This window comes from Streptomyces sp. NPDC002057, from assembly GCF_040296665.1.
Taxonomy (GTDB): domain Bacteria; phylum Actinomycetota; class Actinomycetes; order Streptomycetales; family Streptomycetaceae; genus Streptomyces.
Genome location: NZ_JBEOXR010000002.1, coordinates 304871 through 323179, shown reverse-complemented (window position 1 = coordinate 323179; position 18309 = coordinate 304871). Strand labels below are relative to the sequence as shown.

The window sequence follows — 18309 nt, the reverse complement described above, 5'->3', positions numbered from 1 at the left end:
CTTTCCGCCCGGCGGCGATGAGTTCCGGCGGCGGCCCCGGTCTGAGCTGGCATGAACGAGGTCAGCAGGGTCGGGGGACGGGTCACGTCGCGGGACGGGACGCCGATCGCGTACGAGCGGTACGGGGGCGGGCCGCCGCTGGTCCTGGTGAGCGGGGCCCTGGGGACGGCCGCGGCCGAGCGGCCGCTCGGCGCGCTCCTCGCCCGGCGCTTCTCGGTCGTCGCCTACGACCGCAGGGGGCGCGGCAGGAGCGGGGACACGGGGCCGTACGCGGTGGAGCGGGAGATCGAGGACCTGGCGGCGGTGGTCGGCGAGGCCGGGGCCGGGGCGGCGCTGCACGGAACGGGCACGGGAGGCGCGCTGGCCCTCGCCGCGGTGGCCGCGGGGGTCGGGGCGGGGGCGGTGTCGGTGTACGAGCCGCCCTACGCGGTCGAGGACGCGGAGGCCGTGGAGCGACGGCTGCGGGTGGCGGCGCTGCTCGGCCGGGGGCGGACGGCCGCCGCGCTCGAACTCTTCCTGGCGGACCCGGCGGTGCCGACGGCCCCGTGGGCCGGTGCGAGGGAGCTGGCGGGCACCCTCGCGTACGACCTCGCCGTCCTCGGCGACGGGACGGTGCCGGAGCGGCTGCTCGCCGGGGTCCACGCGCGCGTGCTGGTGGTCGACGGGGGCGCGAGTCCGGTCGGGACCCGCCGGGCCGCCCGCGCCCTGACGGCGGCCCTCCCCCGGGCCCGGCACCGCACCCTGACGGGTCAGACGCCCGACGTGTCCCCGCACGCCCTCGCCCCGGTCCTGACGGGATTCCTCGCCGAGGAGGACGGGGAGACGGCGGGGGCGGCGTAGCCCTGCCGGGAAGGGCTCGGGGTGGGGCTGCCCCGGCAGTGGCGCTGCCCGGGGGTGCAGCGCTCCGTGCGGCCCGGGCCGGACGGCCCGGGCGGTGGGGCTACGCCGTGGCCGGGGCCGTCGTGCGGCGGGTCGTCGTCGCGATGGTGGCCGAGCCGACCACGCGCGTGCCGTCGTAGAGCACGATCGCCTGGCCGGGGGCCACGCCGCGGACCGGCTCGTCGAAGCCGACCGTGAGCTCGCCGTCGACCAGGGACGCCGTCACCTCGGTCTCGCCGCCGTGGGCGCGGAGCTGCGCGGTGTAGCGGCCCTCGCCCTCCGGGGCGGCGCCGCACCAGCGCGGCTTGATCGCGGTCAGGGCGGTGACGTCGAGCGCCTCGACGGGGCCCACCGTGACCGTGTTGTTCACCGGCGAGATGTCCAGGACGTAGCGGGGCTTGCCGTCGGCGGCCGGGTGGCCGATCCGCAGGCCCTTGCGCTGGCCGATGGTGAAGCCGTACGCGCCGTCGTGGCTGCCGACCTTCGCGCCGGCCTCGTCGACGATGTCGCCCTCCGCCTTGCCCAGACGGGAGGCGAGGAAGCCCTGGGTGTCGCCGTCGGCGATGAAGCAGATGTCGTGGCTGTCGGGCTTCTTCGCGACCGCGAGCCCGCGCCGCTCGGCCTCCGCCCGGATCTCGTCCTTGGTGGTGAGGGTGTCGCCCAGCGGGAACATCGCGTGGGCGAGCTGCTTCTCGTCGAGCACGCCGAGCACGTAGGACTGGTCCTTCGCCATGTCGGAGGCCCGGTGCAGCTCGCGGGTGCCGTCCTCGTTCAGGACGACCGTCGCGTAGTGGCCGGTGCAGACCGCGTCGAAGCCGAGGGCGAGCGCCTTGTCGAGCAGCGCCGCGAACTTGATCTTCTCGTTGCAGCGCAGGCACGGGTTGGGGGTGCGGCCGGCCTCGTACTCCGCGACGAAGTCGTCCACGACGTCCTCGCGGAAGCGCTCGGCGAGGTCCCACACGTAGAAGGGGATGCCGATGACGTCGGCCGCCCGGCGCGCGTCACGGGAGTCCTCGATCGTGCAACAGCCCCGCGCTCCGGTACGGAACGACTGCGGGTTCGCGGAGAGGGCGAGGTGGACGCCGGTGACGTCGTGGCCCGCCTCTGCGGCACGGGCGGCGGCGACGGCGGAGTCCACTCCGCCCGACATGGCGGCGAGGACACGAAGGGGGCGCGGGGGCGGAGTCTGAGTCATAGCCCCACCAGGGTACGGGGCGCCGGGAACCACCGTCGCGGTAGTAAGCGTTCTCGGTGGCATGGGGAGCAAGGACAGCGGTACGGGTGGGTCCGGCGCGAGCGGTTCGGACAGACGGGTGGGGCGGCGCGCGGTGCTGCTCGGCGGCGGGGTCGCCGTGCTGGGCACGGCCGCGCTGGCCAGGGAGGAGCTGGCGCGCGTCTGGTGGCGGCTGCCGGGGATGGAGAGGAAGCGGGTCGAGGGCGAGCTGGACCACAAGGCCGCCGAGTGGGCCTCGGCGGCGCGGGCGAACTGGCGGCGGGCCGACCGGCCCGACGACTACCGGATCGACCGGGTCGTGATCCACGTCGTCCAGGGCAGTTACGCGACCGCCCTGAAGGTCTTCAAGAACCCGGGGCACGGGGCCGCCACGCACTACGTCGTCCGCAAGGACGGTCATGTGGCGCAGATGATCCGGGAGCTCGACGTCGCGTTCCACGCGGGGAACCGCGACATGAACGAGCGGAGCGTCGGCATCGAGCACGAGGGCTTCGTCGACCGGCCGCAGGACTTCACGGCGGCGATGTACGCGGGGTCGGCGCGGCTGACGGCCGACATCTGCGCCCGGCACGGGATACCCGTGGACCGGGAGCACATCATCGGGCACGTGGAGGTCGAGGGCACCGACCACACCGATCCCGGTCCGCACTGGGACTGGGACCGCTATCTGAAGCTGGTGCGGGAGGCGTCGCGGAAGCCCGCGACGCCCGCCTGAGCCCCTTCGGCGGTCCTCAGGTGAGGCCCGCGGTCCGGGCGCGGTCCACGGCCGGGCCGATCGCCTTCGCCACCGCCGCCACGTCCTCCTCGGTGGAGGTGTGGCCGAGCGAGAAGCGCAGGGTGCCGCGGGCCAGGTCCGGATCGGTTCCGGTGGCGAGCAGGACGTGGCTGGGCTGGGCGATGCCGGCGGTGCAGGCGGAGCCGGTGGAGCAGGCGATCCCGGCGGCGTCGAGCAGCAGGAGCAGGGAGTCGCCCTCGCAGCCGGGGAAGGTGAAGTGGGCGTTGGCGGGGAGCCGCTCGACGGGGTCGCCGCCGAGGATCGCGTCGGGGACGACCGTACGGACGACGGTCACGAGGCTGTCGCGGAGCGCGCCGACCTCCCGGGCGAACTCCTCGCTCCGCTCGGTGGCGAGCCGGGCGGCGACGGCGAACGCGGCGACGGCCGGCACGTCGAGGGTGCCGGAGCGGACGTGCCGCTCCTGCCCGCCGCCGTGCAGCACGGGCACGGGGGTGTGTTCGCGGCCCAGGAGCAGGGCGCCGATGCCGTAGGGGCCGCCGATCTTGTGGCCGGAAACGGTCATGGCGGCGAGTCCGGAGGCGGCGAAGTCGACCGGGACCTGACCGACGGCCTGGACCGCGTCGGCGTGCAGCGGCACCCCGAACTCGGCTGCCACGTCGGCGAGTTCACGCACCGGCATGACGGTGCCGATCTCGTTGTTGGCCCACATGACGGTGGCGAGGGCGACGGAGTCGGGGTCCCTGGCGATGGCCTCGCGCAGGGACTCGGGGTGCACCCGGCCGTACCGGTCGACCGGGAGGTACTCGACGTCGGCGCCCTCGTGGGTGGCGAGCCAGTCGACGGCGTCGAGCACGGCGTGGTGCTCGACGGGGCTGGCCAGGACGCGGGTGCGGCGGGGGTCGGCGTCGCGGCGGGCCCAGTAGAGGCCCTTCACGGCGAGGTTGTCGGCCTCGGTGCCGCCCGAGGTGAAGACGACCTCGCTCGGCCGGGCGCCGAGCGCGGCGGCGAGCGTCTCGCGCCCCTCCTCGACGGTCCGCCGGGCCCGCCGTCCGGCGGCGTGCAGGGAGGAGGCGTTGCCCGTGACGGCGAGGTGGGCGGTCATCGCCTCGATCGCCTCGGGCAGCATGGGAGTGGTCGCGGCGTGGTCGAGGTATGCCATGGTGCGTCGATTCTACGAGCCCATGACGGCAGCCCCGGCGGGTGGCCGGTTCATGACGCCGACCGCGGCACCCGGGGCCGGGTCCCGCGTCGGGTACGACCGGCCCGGGACGTCGGGAGCGACCGGCCCGGGCAGCGGGTACGACCGCCCCCGGGCAGCGGGCGCGCGCGGCGCGGGGCGCCAGGCGCGGGACCTCGGCTCAGCCGCGCGGGGCGCGGGCCAGCTGGCGGGACTGGGCGACCAGGCGGTCGGCGCTGTCCCAGACCTCCGCGTCCTCCTCCAGGAAGCCGCCCGCCAGGTTGCGGGTGGTGATGGAGACGCGCAGCGGGCCGGGGGCCGGGCGGCAGCGGACGTGGGTGGTGAGCTCGACGGTCGGCGTCCAGCCCTTGAGGCCCAGCTCGAAGGAGGTCGGCGGCAGCGCGTCGACCGTCAGGAGCAGGGACAGCGCGTCGGGCTCACGGCCGTCGGCGAGGCCGAACCAGGCCCGCATCTCGCCCTTCCCCGACGGCGCGCCGACCGCCCAGCCGACACAGGCCGGGTCGAGCCGGATGTCGAGCCGGTCGGTGATCGCGGAGGAGCCGGGGATCACCGTCGTCGGACCGTCGGAGGCACCGAAGCAGTTCTCCACGGCCGCGATGGCCGGGGGCGTCGCGGTGGTGCGGACGTCGTCGGGGAGCGCGTCGAGGTCGCCGTACGAGGCGAGGACCCGGATGCGCTCGACCTCGGTGCCGTCCTCGGCGTACTGGAAGAGGGAGGCCTGGCCGGTGGAGAGCGTCCGGCCGGTGCGGACCGTCTCCGTCCTGATCACCGCGGGGCCCGGCACGGACGGCGTCAGGTAGTGCGCCGAGATCGTGAACGGGTCCGGGTGCGGAAGGTGCTCGCCGAGGGCGCGGCCGAGCAGAGCGAGGAGGTAGCCGCCGTTGACCGCGTGGATGATCGTCCAGCCGGCGGAGAGGTCCGCGTCGTAGACCCCGGGCTCCCGGAGGATGACTGCGGTGTCGCGGTCGAACTCGCTCGTCGCCGCGGTGGTCTCGGTGCTCGTGCTCATGGATCCGACGGTACCCCAGAAGGCTACTGAGCGGTAGCTTTTTCGGGTGCCTCGCGGGCGGAGGAGCGGCGGTTCCAGGCGCGGGGCGCGCGCCAGTGGTAGCGCAGCGCGAGCAGCCGGAGCGCGAAGGCGGTGAGGACGGCGGCGCCGCTCGTGAAGGGGTTGAGCATGTCGAAGCGGATGCAGAGCGCGACCATCCCCGCGCCGACGATGGCCGGCACGGCGTACAGGTCCCGGTCCCAGCGCAGCAGCGACGGGACCTCGTTGGCGAGCACGTCCCGCAGGACACCGCCGCCGACGGCGGTCGCGAGTCCGAGCGCGGCGGAGGAGGTGAGGCCGAGGCCGTAGTCGTACGCCTTCGTCGTACCGGTCACGCAGAAGAGGCCCAGGCCCGCGGCGTCGAAGACGTTGACGGCGGTCTGGGTCCGCTCGACCTCCGGGTGGAGGAAGAAGACGAGACCCGCGGCGATCAGCGGCATGAGGAAGTAGCCGAGGTCGGTGAAGGCGGCGGGGGGCACGGCGCCGATGACCAGGTCGCGGAAGAGGCCGCCGCCCAGGGCGGTCACCTCGGCGAGGACGGCGATGCCGAAGACGTCGAAGTTCTTCCGGACGGCGAGGAGGGCGCCGGAGATGGCGAAGACGAAGATGCCGACGAGGTCCAGGGCGTGCTGGACATCGGGGCTGAACAGATCGTGGAGCACCGCCCCATTGTCCCGGTAGTTCCCGCGGGGGCCGTCGGGGACTCCCCGTGCCCCGGCCGTCCCCGGGGCGGGGGTACGCGAGGGGCCCCGGTCGCCGTGCGGCGACCGGGGCCCCTCGTGTCACTCCTTGGCCGCGCCGCCTTCGGCGGCGCCCGCCCCGGGCTCGGCCGGCTCCGGCCCGGAGGCCTGCGCCTCGGCTGCCTCCGGCTTCGCCGGCTCCGTGGGCCGCGGGGCCTTCGTGATCTCCACCGACTCCCTCGCCCCCGGGATCGTCAGCGACTCCGCGTTCTCCGGGTGGTGGCAGGCCACGCGCTGGCCCGGGCGGAGCTCCACGAGCGGGGGCTCCTGCGTCTTGCAGAGGTCCGTCGCCTTCCAGCAGCGGGTGTGGAAGCGGCAGCCGGGCGGCGGGGCGATCGGGGACGGGACGTCGCCGGTGAGCAGGATGCGGTCGCTCTTGGCGCCCCGGCGGCGCGGGTCCGGGATCGGGACCGCGGACATCAGGGCCCGGGTGTACGGGTGCATCGGGTTCTCGTACAGCGACTTGCGGTCCGCGAGCTCGACGATCTTGCCGAGGTACATGACGGCGATGCGGTCCGAGACGTGCCGGATGACCGACAGGTCGTGCGCGATGATCACGTACGTGAGGCCGAGCTCCTGCTGGAGGTCGTCCAGCAGGTTGACCACCTGGGCCTGGATGGAGACGTCCAGGGCCGACACGGGCTCGTCCGCCACCACCAGCTTCGGCTTCAGCGCCAGGGCGCGGGCGATGCCGATGCGCTGGCGCTGGCCGCCGGAGAACTCGTGCGGGTAGCGGTTGTAGTGCTCGGGGTTGAGGCCCACCAGGCCGAGGAGACGCTGGACCTCCTTCTTCACGCCGCCCTCGGGCTCGACGCCCTGGAGCTTGAAGGGGGCCGAGACGATCGTGCCGACCGTGTGGCGCGGGTTCAGCGAGCCGTACGGGTCCTGGAAGATCATCTGGATGTCCCGGCGCAGCGGCCGCATCCCCGCCACCCCGAGGTGGGAGATGTCGGTGCCCTGGAACTCGACCGTGCCGTCGGTCGGTTCGAGGAGCCGGGTGATGAGCCGGCCCATCGTGGACTTGCCGCAGCCGGACTCGCCGACGACACCGAGGGTCTCACCGGGCAGGACCTCGAAGTCGATCCCGTCGACCGCCTTGACGGCGCCGGTCTGACGCTGGAGAAGACCCTTCCTGATGGGGAAGTGCTTCTTCAGGCCGGTGACCCTGAGGAGGGGTTCCATGGTCTCGCTCACAGTTTCGGCGCAATCTCTTCGGTCCAGATACGGGTCCGCTCCTCCTGCGGCATGTGGCAGGCCGAGTGGTGCCGTTCGCCGGCGAGGGCCAGCTCCGGCCGCTGGGTGCGCGTGATGCCGCCCTTGGGGACGTCCGCGTACGGGCAGCGGGGGTTGAAGGCGCAGCCGCTCGGGATGTTGATGAGGCTGGGCGGGTTGCCCTTGACCGGGATGAGCCGGTCGGTCTGGTCCCGGTCGATCCTCGGCATCGAGCCGAGCAGGCCCCAGGTGTAGGGGTGCTGCGGCTCGTAGAAGACGGACTCGGCCGGTCCGCGCTCGACGCAGCGACCGCCGTACATGACGAGGATGTCGTCGGCGAGCTCGGCGACGACGCCGAGGTCGTGGGTGATGATGACGACCGCGGAGCCGAACTCCTTCTGGAGGTCCCGCATCAGGTCGAGGATCTGGGCCTGCACGGTCACGTCGAGCGCGGTGGTCGGCTCGTCGGCGATGAGCAGCGCGGGGTTGTTGACGAGCGCCATGGCGATCATCGCGCGCTGGCGCATGCCGCCGGAGAACTCGTGCGGGTAGCTGTCGAACCGCTTGGCGGGCTCGGGGATGCCGACCCGGTCGAGGAGTTCGACGGCCCGCTTGCGCGCCGTCTTCTTGTCGACGTCGTGGTGGACGCGGTACGCCTCCACGATCTGGTTGCCGACCGTGTAGTACGGGTGCATCGCGGACAGCGGGTCCTGGAAGATCATCGCCATCTCGCGGCCGCGCAGCTTGCGGACCTCGTCCGGGTCGGCCGAGAGCAGCTCGCGCCCGTTCAGCCAGATCTCGCCGGAGATGCGGGCCTTCTGCCGGCCGTACTGGCCGACGGTGTGGAGGCCCATGATGCCGAGCGAGGTGACCGACTTGCCGGAGCCGGACTCGCCGACGATGCCGAGGGTCTTGCCCTTCTCCAGCTGGAAGCTGAGTCCGTCGACCGACTTGACCAGACCGTCGTCGGTCGGGAAGTGGATCTTCAGGTCGCGTACGTCGAGGAAGGCGTCGGAGGGCGCGGACCCGGTGCGGGCGGGTTCCGCGACCGCCGCGCCGGTCTTCGTCAGCTTGTCCGTCATGCGAGCCTCACTCGGGGGTCGATCACCGCGTACAGCAGGTCCACGACGAGGTTCGCGATGACGACGCACGCGGCGGTGATGAGCGTGACGGCCATGATCAGCGGCAGGTCGCGCTCGCTCACGCCCCGGATGGCCAGGGCGCCGAGGCCGTGGAGGCTGAAGGCGGTCTCGGTCAGGATCGCGCCGCCGACGAGGGCGCCGAGGTCCATGCCGAAGATGGTCAGGATGGGGGTCATGGTGGAGCGCATGGCGTGCTTGCCGAGCACGACCGACTCCGGCAGGCCCTTGGCCCGGGCGGTACGGATGTAGTCCTCGCCGAGGACCTCCAGCATGGTGGCGCGGGTGAGCCGCGCGTACATCGCCGCGTACAGGAAGGCGAGGGTCACCCAGGGCAGCAGCAGGCCGCCGAACCAGCCTCCGAAGGACTCGGAGATCGGCACGTACGAGGCGTTGACCCAGCCCAGGTGGGTGCGGAACACCAGCATGGCCAGCATGGCGGTGAAGAAGATGGGCAGCGAGACACCGGAGAGCGCGGTGATCATCGCCACGCGGTCGATGATCGTGCCCCGCTTGAGCGCGGAGACGACACCCGTGGAGATGCCCAGGATCAGCCACAGCACGGCGGCGCCGAGCACCATGGAGAGGGTGACGGGGAAGGCGTCGACCAGCATCGAGAAGACGTCCTGCTCACTGCGGAACGAGTACCCGAAGCAGGGCATCGCGCAGTGGATGGTGTCGCCACCGCCGGTGTAGTCACGACCGACGAAGATGCCGGAGACGAAGTGCCAGAACTGCACCAGGAGCGGCTCGTCCAGACCCAGCTTCTGCCGGACGGCCTCGATGGAAGCCGGATCCGCCTGCTTGCCGACGAACATCGCGGCAGGGTCGCTGCCGGTCATCTTGGGGATGAGGAAGAAGATGCTGAGCGTCACCAGGGTGACGACGAGCAGCATCACGGCGACTGCGAAGAGGCGCCGGACTATGTATGCAAGCATGCGGTCGGCCGGTCGGCGGCCGGGGAACCCGGTGGGGTTCCCCGGCCGCCGCCCTCGGCCATCACCTGCCCTTCGGACCTGGCGGCGGGTGGTGCGCCGGTGGAGCGGGTCGGATTACTTGACGACGCCGAGCGACGCGTAGTCGTAGCGGCCGTTGTAGGCGTCGGCCGTGTAGACGTTGGTCAGCCGGGAGCTGCGCCAGATGATGTTCTTCTCGTGGGTGAAGGGCAGGTAGACCGCGGCCTCGGAGACCTTGGTGTTGATCTGCTTGTAGAGCTCGCCGGCCTTGGCCGGGTCGGTCTCCTTCAGCGCCTGGTCGAACAGGCCGTTGATGGCCTTGTCGTTCAGCTCCGAGAAGTTGTTGTTACCGCTCTGGAGGATGAAGCGACCGTCGACGAGCGGCTGGAGGAAGCCCTGGCCCGACGGGAAGTCGGCACCCCAGCCCATGATGATGATGCCGTAGTTCTTGTCCTTGACGACCTTCGGCGAACCGATGATGCCGGAGGTCTGGGCGCCGTCGAACTGGTCGATCTGCGCGTCGATGCCGACGGCCTTCAGCGACTGCTGGAGGGACTCGGCGGTCGCGATCTCGATCTTCTTGTTGTTGCGGACCGCGATGGTGGTCTTGAAGCCGTCCGGCTTACCGCACTTCTTCAGGGCCTCCTTCGCCTTGGTGAGGTCCGGCGCGCCGGCGAGCTTGCCGAACGGGTCGGCCTTCGGGTCGGCACCCTTGATCGCCGGCGGCAGCATGTTGGAGGCGATGTCGCCACCGGCCTGCGGGCCGCCACGCGCGGTCTGGAGGGACTTGGAGTCGGCCGCGTAGATGATGGCCTTGCGGCACTCGACGTTGGGGATGACCGTCTGCGGGAAGACCGCGTAGCGGATGAAGCCCGTCTGCGGGTTGTCGATGTTGCCCTTGTGCTGCTGGAGCACCTTCTGGCGGGCCGCGGCGCCGACACCGGTCGCGTTGATGTCGAGGTCGTACTCGCCCTCGACCAGACGGTTGTCCATGTCGTCGGCGTTCGTGGTGAACGTGACGCTGACCTTGTCCGGAAGCGCCTTGCGGACGGTGTCCGTCTTCGCGTCCCACTTGTCGTTGCGGACGAGCTTGATGGACTTGTTGGGGGTGTACGACTCCCACTTGTACGGGCCCGAGGAGAAGGGCTTCAGGCCGTACTTGGCCTTGGTGTCCTTGTCCTGGCGGACCGGGGAGGCGGCCGGCATGGCCAGCATCTGCAGGAAGTCACCGTTGGCGACCGGCAGCTTGAAGACGATGGTCTTGTCGTCCGGGGTCTCGATCGCCTTGAGGCCGAGCTTGTCCGCGGAGGTGTCCTTGTACGGACCCTTGTACTCGTTCTTGGGGTCGAGGACCTGCTGGAGGTAGATCGGACCGCCGGAGATGACGTCCTGGGCCCAGATGCGCTCGATGCCGTACTTGATGTCCTTGGAGGTGATCGGCTTGCCGTCCTCCCAGGTCACCCCGTCCTTCAGCGTGAAGGTGTAGGTGAGACCGTCGGCCGAGACCTTGCCGGTGTCGGTGGCGAGGTCGGAGACGAGCTCCGTGGAGGCCGCGCCGGGCTCCGCCTTGAAGGTGACCAGCTGGCGCGTGTAGTAGCGGGCGAAGTCCCACACGAAGCCGTAGTAGCCGCGCTGCGGGTCCCACGAGTCGGCCTCCTGCGAGCCGATGAACTTCAGCTCGCCGCCCTTCTTGTCGGACGGGTTGGCGATCTTGTTCACGCCGGCGTTGAAGCCGGGCGCACCGCCCTTGGCCTTGTCGCCGCTGCCGCCGGTGTCGCCGCCGCACGCGGTGGTGACGACCATCGTGGCCGCCGCGAGCAGCGCGCCCGCGGCGATTCTGCGCCTCTGAGAGCTCATCAGAGTCATGGGTCTCGCAACCTCCGGGATAGTGGCGGCCGATACGGCGGTCCGCCGAGGGTGGATCAGCCTCCTGACGCCTGCGGCAGGGGCGGTCTTGCGGGTCGTCGGCGAACGGTCAGCGGGAGCCCTTCGGGTCGAGCGCGTCACGCACGCCGTCGCCGAAGAGGTTGAACGCCAGAACGGTGATGAAGATCGCGAGGCCGGGGATCACCATGAACAGGGGATCCGCCTCATAGGTGGTGATGGCCGTCGACAGCATCTGCCCCCACGAAGCGGTGGGGGGCTTCACGCCCGCGCCGAGGAAGCTGAGCGCCGCCTCGGTGAGGATGTTGGTGGGGATCATGAGGGTCGCGTAGACCGTGATCGGGGCGATCAGGTTGGGCAGCAGCTCACGGCGGAGGATGTAGAGGCGGCCGGCGCCGAGGCTCTGGGCGGCCTCGACGTACTCGCGGTTGCGCAGCGAGAGGGTCTGGCCGCGGACGATGCGGCCCACGTAGGGCCAGCCGAAGAAGCCGATCACCAGCACCAGGGCGGCGATGCGGACGCCGGAGCCGTCGAGGCCGAGGAGTGAGTTCGGCAGGACGGAGACCAGGGCGATGGTGAAGAGCAGCTGCGGGAAGGCGAGCATCACGTCCATGACGCGGCTGAGGGCGGCGTCGATCCAGCCGCCGAAGTACCCCGCGATGATGCCGAGGACCGTGCCGAGGACGACCGCGAAGACCGCGGCGAGGAAGGCCACGAGCAGCGAGATCCGGGCGCCGTAGACGATGCGGCTGAAGACGTCGCGGCCGTTGACGGGCTCGACGCCGAAGAGGAAGTCGGAGCTGACGCCGCCCCAGGAGCCGATCGGGGTGCCGAACAGCGGGTCGATCTGGTCCTCGTGGAACTCGTCCGGCGGGTGGCCGAGGAGGCCGACGATGACCGGCGCGAAGATCGCGACCAGGACCAGGAAGAGGACGACGAAGGCACCCGCGAGGGCCAGTTTGTCGCGCTTGAGGCGGGTCCAGGCGATCTGCCAGGGCGAGCGGCCCTGGATCGCCGTGCCGGAGCCGGAGTTGTCCGGAGTGCCGGGAGCGTCGGGCGCGGCGTCAGCGGTGGCGGTCGACTCGCCCGCACTCGTCTCGTGCAGTGGTGCCGTCATCGTGGTGAGGACCCCTCTCGGCCGCCGGTAGCCGGCCCTTGCCCGCCGCGGGTAGCGGCTCGGTGGAACAACATGCTGGGCACTTGCTCGAAAGGAGCCGAACGCCCGGTGTTCCGGGGAGTCTTCAATGCGCTTGTGATCACCCGCCAGCCCTGACGAGGAATGTTTGCTCAAACGTGATGCGGTGCTGCGACTTCCGTTATCCGGACGTCGCGATCACCTGAGCGGACCAACTCGGGGCCTCTTCCCCTCAAACGGACATGTCGCTCAACCGGGCGTTCGGCGTGCTGAATTGGGGCGAACGACGGCCTCCGGAGCGAACTCCGGAGGCCGGTGGGCAGAGCGCGGGAAGGCGTACGTCTCAGTATCCGGACGGAGCCGGTGGCGGGTATCCGTACCCCGGGGCGGGCGCGGAGCCGCGCCCCGCGTGCGCCTCTCGGTCGTAGAAGGGGCGCCCGTTCGCGCGCAGCCAGAGCGCCACCGGGTCGTACGCGTCGGAGAGGGCGACCGTCGAGACGGGCAGCCCGTCGGGTACGGCACCGATCGACTGGCGCATCATCGCGCGGACGTTGTCGACGGCCGCGGCGGAGGTGTCGTACAGGTCGAGGCCGATGACCAGGTACGGGGAGCCCAGCGCGGGCTGCACCCAGCCGCGGCGCAGGGCGCGGACGGCCGGGGTGCGGTGCGCGTTCTGCGTGAGCAGGGCGTAGAACTGCGGGAGTTCCAGGGTGGGTTCGGTGACCCGCAGCGGTCCCGCGGGCATCCGGTCGAGGCCGGTGGCGATCCGGCGCAGGTCGGCCCAGGGGATGCCGACGCCGCCGCCGGGAGCGTGCGGATTGAGCCAGACTCCCCAGCGGTCGGGGTAGAGGGCGCGGGCGATCTCGCGGCCGGTGACGAGTTCGTGGGCGCGGTGCCAGCCGGAGGCGGCCAGTTCCTGGGCGGAGGTGACGCAGGGCGCGTAGCCGAAGCCGTCGACCTCCATGTTCCCGTACTGGGCGTCGGACGAGCCGGGCGAGCCCTGCCAGAGCAGCATCCAGAGCTCGCCGTCGGCGAGGGCGTGCAGCAGCTGCTCGTACGCGTCGTAGCGTCCGGGTGCCACCTGGCGCAGCATGTGCTCGACCGTTCCGGCCGCAGCGGTGCCTGACGCGCTCACCCTGGGTCCCGCCCCTCTTCCGTCCACCGAATCAGTTCAGCTTAAACATGGGGCCGGTCACACGGCGGCGCGCTGGTAGAAGGGGCGCACGCGCTCCAGCATCCAGTCGCCGACCGGGTCCTGCGCCATGTCGAGCAGGATGAGGTTGACCGGCCAGGCGACCTCGACCCGGCCCAGGGCGCGGCCGAGGGCGTCCAGGGGCGCGTTGCGGTCGACGCCGTCCCAGGCGGCGAGCTGGACGCCGACGAAGAGGGCGGGTTCGGTGCCCTCGACGCTGGCGAGGGCGCGGCGGGCGGTGGTGACGACGCCGACGGCCTCGAACTCGGCGGAGGCAGCGGCGAGGAAGTCGACGGGGTCGTCCTGCCAGTCGGGCTCGAAGAGGCGGACGCGGCCGCCGGTGGCGGGTCCGTCGAGCGGGGTGCGGCCGGAGCGGCAGAGTTCCGCCACGGCGGGCGGGGGCAGCGGGACGCCGACGGTGCCGCCCGGGTTCACGGCGATGCCGAGCTGCGGGGGCAGACCGCGGGCGAAGTCGCGGGCGGGGGCGACGGTGAAGGACATGTGGCCGCCGACGCAGGCGAGGAACTGCTGCTCGGAGCTGAAGACGGGGACGTAGGCCGCGCCGTCTATCTCCAGGGTCGCGAGGTCGAGGTCACGGCTGTCGGGTCCGCCGCCGTTGGGCAGGGGCACCCAGACGGGGCTGCGGCCGAGCACCTCGACCAGGCGTCCGCCCGCCTCGGGGTTGCCGAGTGAGGCGGCAAGGACCTCTTCGAGCTCGTTGCCCGGCCACGTCACGTCCACGGTCCCCTCGTCCCCTCTCGCACGGCCTGCCGCACCGGCCGCCCCGGGCAGCACCCTAACGCCGCCCCGGAGCCGGTGTGGCCAGAAGACAAGGGTACGAGCGCTCCCGGGGACGGGAGGTCCGGCACCTCGCGGGCCGGGAGCCCCCCTCAGACGGCGTCGCGGAAGCCGATCCTCCGCAGGGAGTCCGCCGCGTCCCGGTCGAGGAGGGTCGCGGAGGCGCAGCCGTGCGGCAGGCGGCCGGACTCGGCGGCCGCGACGAGCCGGCCGACGGCCCGCCGGTGCCGGGCGAAGGCGTAGGAGGAGACCCCCCGGCCGCGGGAGCGCTGTCCCTCGCGGGCGGTGTCCGGGGCGACGTCGAGCAGGACCAGGTGGAGGGATCTGCCCCGGCGGCGGGCCGCGCGGCCGAGCCAGCCGCGCACCCAGGACTGGGTGCCGCAGTCGTGCACGACCACGCTCGCGCCGGAGCGCAGGGCGCGGCGCAGTCCGGCGTAGTGCGCGAGCCGGACCAGGGGGCGGTAGACGGCGTACGGCAGGAAGCGGGGCATCCGGGCCTCCCAGCGCTCGCGGGTGTCCTGGGAGTCGATGCCGGTGCCCTCGGCGGCGCGCTTCATGAGGGTGGACTTGCCGCTGCCGGGCAGCCCGGAGACGACCACGAGGTCCCCGGCGGCGAAGGTGAGGGCGCGGGGGCCCCGGCCGCCGCGCTCGCGCAGGTCGCGCAGGAGCCGGCCGCGGCCGCGGGTCCTGGCGCGGGCCCGTTGGGACGGTATGCCGGTACTCGGCGCGTACGCGCCGGTGTGCTGGAACCTCATCGCTTCTCCCCCTGCCGGGCCTGAGAAGACCCTTGCCCACAAAGTGTAAAGAAACGGTAATGAGACACAAGCGATATGCCCCGCCGGGCTCGCGTGCAATGATGTGCGCGCCAGGCGCGCACAGTCGCCACACAATCGCATACCGGCCGCTCGAATCCGCGCGGGAGAGTTCCGGACGCCGTACGTGTCCGGACGCCGAAGGAGCAAGACCCTCCCTTGAATCTCTCAGGCCCCGTACCGCGTGGATGAGGCAGATCTGAAAAGCGGGACACCCCGACGTGTCCCCACCCAAGGTGCAAGCCGATCTCCCGGTGCCGTTCTCACGGCGACGAGATGCTCTCGGTGAACCTCTCAGGTTCCATGACAGATGGGGAGGACGTCCTCGCCCGTCATGTGTTTCGTCACCGAACCGCCCTTGGGACCCGGGAGCCACCCCATGAGCACTGCCCGTCTGACCGCCCTCGATGCCCTGCATCGTTCGCTGGGCGCGACCATGACCGACTTCGCGGGCTGGGACATGCCGCTCCGCTACGCCAGCGAGCGGGACGAGCACATCGCCGTCCGCACCAAGGCGGGTCTCTTCGACCTCTCCCACATGGGCGAGATCACCGTCACGGGGCCGCAGGCCGTGGAGCTCCTCGACCACGCCCTGGTCGGCAACATCTCCACGGTGGGCGTCGGCCGTGCCCGCTACACGATGATCTGCCAGGAGGACGGCGGCATCCTCGACGACCTGATCGTGTACCGGCTCCAGGACACGGAGTACATGGTCGTCGCCAACGCCTCCAACGCCCAGATCGTCCTGGACGCGCTGACCGAGCGCGCGGCGGGCTTCGACGCCGAGGTCCGGGACGACCGTGACGCGTACGCCCTGATCGCGGTCCAGGGCCCGGAGTCCCCCGGCATCCTGAAGTCGCTGACCGACGCCGACCTGGACGGTCTGAAGTACTACGCCGGTCTGCCCGGCACGGTCGCGGGCGTGCCGGCCCTGATCGCCCGTACCGGCTACACCGGCGAGGACGGCTTCGAGCTGTTCCTGAAGCCCGAGCACGCCGAGGGCGTGTGGAGGGCGCTGACCGAGGCGGGCGCCCCGGTCGGTCTGATCCCCTGCGGCCTGTCCTGCCGTGACACGCTCCGCCTGGAGGCGGGCATGCCGCTGTACGGCCACGAGCTGACCACCGCGCTCACCCCCTTCGACGCGGGCCTGGGCCGGGTCGTGAAGTTCGAGAAGACCACCAACGAGGGTCGCTTCGTCGGCCGCGAGGCGCTGGAGAAGGCCGCCGAGCGCGCCGAGACCGCCCCGCCGCGCAAGCTCGTCGGCCTGGTCGCCGAGGGCCGCCGGGTCCCGCGCGCCGGCTTCTCCGTCGTCAAGGACGGCGTGGTGATCGGCGAGGTCACCTCCGGCGCCCCGTCGCCGACCCTCGGAAAGCCGATCGCCATCGCGTACGTGGACGCAGCGCACGCCACGCCCGGCACCCAGGGTGTAGGTGTGGACATCCGTGGCACCCACGAGGCGTACGAGGTCGTGGCGCTGCCGTTCTACAAGCGCCAGAAGTGACGTATCCGTCTCACTTCGCGTCTCACCCCGCAAGACCCACGTTCATCAGCACTCCCCCGATCCAGGAGAATCAGGCCATGAGCAACCCCCAGCAGCTGCGCTACACCAAGGAGCACGAGTGGCTGTCGGACGCCGAGGAAGGCGTCTCGACCGTCGGCATCACGGAGTTCGCCGCCAACGCGCTCGGTGACGTCGTCTACGCCCAGCTCCCCGAGGTCGGCTCCACGGTCACCGCGGGCGAGACCTGCGGCGAGCTGGAGTCGACGAAGTCCGTGAGCGACCTGTACTCCCCCGTCACGGGTGAGGTCGTCGCCGCCAACCAGGACGTGGTGGACGACCCGTCCCTGGTGAACACGGCTCCGTTCGAGGGTGGCTGGCTGTTCAAGGTGCGCGTCGCGGGTGAGCCGGACGAGCTGCTCTCCGCCGACGAGTACACCGCGTTCTCCGCCGGGAACTGAGACCGGGCCCGAGACCCCTTAGGGATCGATTCATGTCGCTTCTGAACACTCCCCTCCACGAGCTGGACCCCGACGTCGCCGCCGCCGTCGACGCCGAGCTCCGCCGTCAGCAGTCCACCCTCGAGATGATCGCCTCGGAGAACTTCGCTCCGGTCGCCGTCATGGAGGCGCAGGGCTCCGTCCTCACCAACAAGTACGCCGAGGGCTACCCGGGCCGCCGCTACTACGGTGGCTGCGAGCACGTCGACGTCGCCGAGCAGATCGCGATCGACCGGATCAAGGACCTCTTCGGCGCCGAGTACGCCAACGTCCAGCCGCACTCCGGCGCCTCCGCGAACCAGGCCGCCCTCTTCGCGATCGCCCAGCCCGGCGACACGATCCTGGGTCTGGACCTGGCGCACGGCGGTCACCTCACCCACGGCATGCGCCTGAACTTCTCCGGCAAGCAGTTCAACGTGGTCGCGTACCACGTGGACGAGGCCGGTCTGGTCGACATGGCCGAGGTCGAGCGCCTCGCCAAGGAGCACCGCCCCAAGGTGATCATCGCGGGCTGGTCCGCCTACCCGCGTCAGCTGGACTTCGCCGAGTTCCGCCGGATCGCCGACGAGGTCGAGGCCTTCCTGTGGGTCGACATGGCCCACTTCGCGGGTCTCGTCGCGGCCGGTCTGCACCCGAACCCGGTCGAGTACGCGGACGTGGTCACCTCCACCACGCACAAGACCCTCGGCGGTCCGCGCGGCGGCATCATCCTGGCGAAGAAGGAGTTCGCGAAGAAGCTGAACTCCTCCGTCTTCCCCGGTTTCCAGGGTGGCCCGCTGGAGCACGTGATCGCGGCCAAGGCCGTCTCCTTCAAGGTCGCGGCCACGGAGGAGTTCAAGGAGCGCCAGCAGCGCACCCTGGACGGCGCCCGCATCATCGCCGAGCGTCTGGTCCAGGACGACGTCACCGCGCACGGTGTCTCGGTCCTGTCCGGCGGTACGGACGTCCACCTGCTCCTCGTCGACCTGCGCGACAGCGAGCTGGACGGCCAGCAGGCCGAGGACCGTCTCCACGAGGTCGGCATCACGGTCAACCGGAACGCCGTTCCGAACGACCCGCGCCCGCCGATGGTCACCTCGGGTCTGCGCATCGGCACGCCGGCGCTGGCCACCCGCGGCTTCGGGGCCGAGGACTTCACCGAGGTCGCCGACATCATCGCGGAGACCCTGAAGCCGGGCTTCGACGCCGAATCGCTGAAGGCCCGGGTGACGGCGCTCGCCGACAAGCACCCGCTGTACCCCGGCCTGAAGTAATTTCGTACGCTTTTGTTCGTACGAACCTCCGGGGCACCGCGCACACTGGACAGTGAGCGCGGTGCCCCATGCCATGTCCTCACGTATGCGCTTCT

At 71.5% G+C, this 18309-nt stretch carries 17 protein-coding genes and 2 riboswitches; of the genes, 5 read left to right on the top strand and 12 right to left on the bottom strand.

The features are described 5' to 3' along the window. Nucleotides 1-51: 51 nt before the first annotated feature. On the top strand, nucleotides 52-840 hold the full coding sequence (locus tag ABT129_RS03245) for an alpha/beta fold hydrolase (RefSeq protein ID WP_351895883.1): 789 nt from the start codon (nucleotides 52-54) through the stop codon (nucleotides 838-840). Between the two features lie 100 nt (nucleotides 841-940). On the opposite strand, the gene mnmA is transcribed toward ABT129_RS03245, so the two are convergent. Beyond that, nucleotides 941-2074, bottom strand: coding sequence for a tRNA 2-thiouridine(34) synthase MnmA (gene mnmA, locus ABT129_RS03240; RefSeq protein WP_351895881.1), 1134 nt, complete (start codon nucleotides 2072-2074; stop codon nucleotides 941-943). 61 nt (nucleotides 2075-2135) lie between these two features. Here mnmA and ABT129_RS03235 point away from each other — a divergent pair, with 61 nt between their 5' ends. Then, entirely contained in the window at nucleotides 2136-2828 is a 693-nt protein-coding gene (locus ABT129_RS03235) for an N-acetylmuramoyl-L-alanine amidase (RefSeq protein WP_351895879.1), read from the top strand. A 16-nt stretch (nucleotides 2829-2844) separates the two neighbouring features. Here the strand turns inward: ABT129_RS03235 and ABT129_RS03230 are convergent, their stop codons facing one another. From ABT129_RS03230 to ABT129_RS03180, 11 genes are all read right to left on the bottom strand, one after another. Beyond that, nucleotides 2845-4008 carry a cysteine desulfurase family protein gene (locus ABT129_RS03230; protein ID WP_351895877.1) on the bottom strand — a complete coding sequence of 388 codons (1164 nt, stop codon included), beginning with the start codon at nucleotides 4006-4008 and terminating at the stop codon, nucleotides 2845-2847. Nucleotides 4009-4207: 199 nt separating this feature from the next. Further along, entirely contained in the window at nucleotides 4208-5056 is an 849-nt protein-coding gene (locus tag ABT129_RS03225; protein ID WP_351895875.1) for a thioesterase family protein, read from the bottom strand. Nucleotides 5057-5079: 23 nt separating this feature from the next. Then, nucleotides 5080-5757 carry a trimeric intracellular cation channel family protein gene (locus ABT129_RS03220; RefSeq protein WP_351895874.1) on the bottom strand — a complete coding sequence of 226 codons (678 nt, stop codon included), beginning with the start codon at nucleotides 5755-5757 and terminating at the stop codon, nucleotides 5080-5082. A gap of 120 nt (nucleotides 5758-5877) precedes the next feature. Continuing rightward, entirely contained in the window at nucleotides 5878-7017 is a 1140-nt protein-coding gene (locus ABT129_RS03215) for an ABC transporter ATP-binding protein (RefSeq protein WP_351895927.1), read from the bottom strand. A gap of 8 nt (nucleotides 7018-7025) precedes the next feature. After that, a complete protein-coding gene (locus ABT129_RS03210) occupies nucleotides 7026-8129 on the bottom strand; it encodes an ABC transporter ATP-binding protein (RefSeq protein ID WP_351895872.1) in 1104 nt (367 codons plus the stop codon). Further along, the gene (locus ABT129_RS03205; RefSeq protein WP_351895869.1) at nucleotides 8126-9124 is read right to left on the bottom strand and encodes an ABC transporter permease; all 999 of its coding nucleotides are present in this window, start codon (nucleotides 9122-9124) and stop codon (nucleotides 8126-8128) included. Before ABT129_RS03205 ends, ABT129_RS03210 begins: the two co-directional genes overlap by 4 nt. 114 nt (nucleotides 9125-9238) lie before the next feature. After that, on the bottom strand, nucleotides 9239-11008 hold the full coding sequence (locus ABT129_RS03200) for an ABC transporter substrate-binding protein (protein ID WP_351895867.1): 1770 nt from the start codon (nucleotides 11006-11008) through the stop codon (nucleotides 9239-9241). 109 nt (nucleotides 11009-11117) lie between these two features. Beyond that, nucleotides 11118-12143 carry an ABC transporter permease gene (locus ABT129_RS03195; protein WP_351895865.1) on the bottom strand — a complete coding sequence of 342 codons (1026 nt, stop codon included), beginning with the start codon at nucleotides 12141-12143 and terminating at the stop codon, nucleotides 11118-11120. Between the two features lie 361 nt (nucleotides 12144-12504). Next, on the bottom strand, nucleotides 12505-13296 hold the full coding sequence (locus ABT129_RS03190) for an enhanced serine sensitivity protein SseB C-terminal domain-containing protein (protein ID WP_351895862.1): 792 nt from the start codon (nucleotides 13294-13296) through the stop codon (nucleotides 12505-12507). A gap of 57 nt (nucleotides 13297-13353) precedes the next feature. Then, nucleotides 13354-14094: an enhanced serine sensitivity protein SseB gene (locus ABT129_RS03185; RefSeq protein ID WP_351895860.1), complete on the bottom strand. Its 741-nt coding sequence runs from the start codon at nucleotides 14092-14094 to the stop codon at nucleotides 13354-13356. Between the two features lie 149 nt (nucleotides 14095-14243). After that, nucleotides 14244-14906: an AAA family ATPase gene (locus ABT129_RS03180; RefSeq protein WP_351895857.1), complete on the bottom strand. Its 663-nt coding sequence runs from the start codon at nucleotides 14904-14906 to the stop codon at nucleotides 14244-14246. Between the two features lie 151 nt (nucleotides 14907-15057). Beyond that, nucleotides 15058-15156, top strand: a riboswitch (glycine riboswitch). 1 nt (nucleotide 15157) lies between these two features. Then, nucleotides 15158-15283: riboswitch (glycine riboswitch) on the top strand. A 59-nt stretch (nucleotides 15284-15342) separates the two neighbouring features. Between ABT129_RS03180 and gcvT the strand changes: the two genes are divergently transcribed. The 3 genes from gcvT (at nucleotide 15343) to glyA (ending at nucleotide 18214) form a co-directional block, all read left to right on the top strand. Further along, nucleotides 15343-16464, top strand: coding sequence for a glycine cleavage system aminomethyltransferase GcvT (gcvT, locus tag ABT129_RS03175; RefSeq protein ID WP_351895855.1), 1122 nt, complete (start codon nucleotides 15343-15345; stop codon nucleotides 16462-16464). A gap of 77 nt (nucleotides 16465-16541) precedes the next feature. Then, complete coding sequence (gcvH, locus tag ABT129_RS03170; protein ID WP_055601182.1) at nucleotides 16542-16922, top strand: glycine cleavage system protein GcvH; 381 nt, start codon at nucleotides 16542-16544, stop codon at nucleotides 16920-16922. Nucleotides 16923-16954: 32 nt separating this feature from the next. Next, nucleotides 16955-18214 carry a serine hydroxymethyltransferase gene (glyA, locus tag ABT129_RS03165; protein WP_351895853.1) on the top strand — a complete coding sequence of 420 codons (1260 nt, stop codon included), beginning with the start codon at nucleotides 16955-16957 and terminating at the stop codon, nucleotides 18212-18214. Nucleotides 18215-18309 lie beyond the last annotated feature (95 nt).

Coding starts and splice junctions, on each gene's coding strand:
- ABT129_RS03245 (WP_351895883.1), top strand. CDS start 52: ATGAACGAGGTCAGCAGGGTCGGGGGACGGGTCACGTCGCGGGACGGG.
- mnmA (WP_351895881.1), bottom strand. CDS start 2,074: ATGACTCAGACTCCGCCCCCGCGCCCCCTTCGTGTCCTCGCCGCCATG.
- ABT129_RS03235 (WP_351895879.1), top strand. CDS start 2,136: ATGGGGAGCAAGGACAGCGGTACGGGTGGGTCCGGCGCGAGCGGTTCG.
- ABT129_RS03230 (WP_351895877.1), bottom strand. CDS start 4,008: ATGGCATACCTCGACCACGCCGCGACCACTCCCATGCTGCCCGAGGCG.
- ABT129_RS03225 (WP_351895875.1), bottom strand. CDS start 5,056: ATGAGCACGAGCACCGAGACCACCGCGGCGACGAGCGAGTTCGACCGC.
- ABT129_RS03215 (WP_351895927.1), bottom strand. CDS start 7,017: ATGGAACCCCTCCTCAGGGTCACCGGCCTGAAGAAGCACTTCCCCATC.
- ABT129_RS03210 (WP_351895872.1), bottom strand. CDS start 8,129: ATGACGGACAAGCTGACGAAGACCGGCGCGGCGGTCGCGGAACCCGCC.
- ABT129_RS03205 (WP_351895869.1), bottom strand. CDS start 9,124: ATGCTTGCATACATAGTCCGGCGCCTCTTCGCAGTCGCCGTGATGCTG.
- ABT129_RS03200 (WP_351895867.1), bottom strand. CDS start 11,008: ATGACTCTGATGAGCTCTCAGAGGCGCAGAATCGCCGCGGGCGCGCTG.
- ABT129_RS03195 (WP_351895865.1), bottom strand. CDS start 12,143: ATGACGGCACCACTGCACGAGACGAGTGCGGGCGAGTCGACCGCCACC.
- ABT129_RS03180 (WP_351895857.1), bottom strand. CDS start 14,906: ATGAGGTTCCAGCACACCGGCGCGTACGCGCCGAGTACCGGCATACCG.
- gcvT (WP_351895855.1), top strand. CDS start 15,343: ATGAGCACTGCCCGTCTGACCGCCCTCGATGCCCTGCATCGTTCGCTG.
- gcvH (WP_055601182.1), top strand. CDS start 16,542: ATGAGCAACCCCCAGCAGCTGCGCTACACCAAGGAGCACGAGTGGCTG.
- glyA (WP_351895853.1), top strand. CDS start 16,955: ATGTCGCTTCTGAACACTCCCCTCCACGAGCTGGACCCCGACGTCGCC.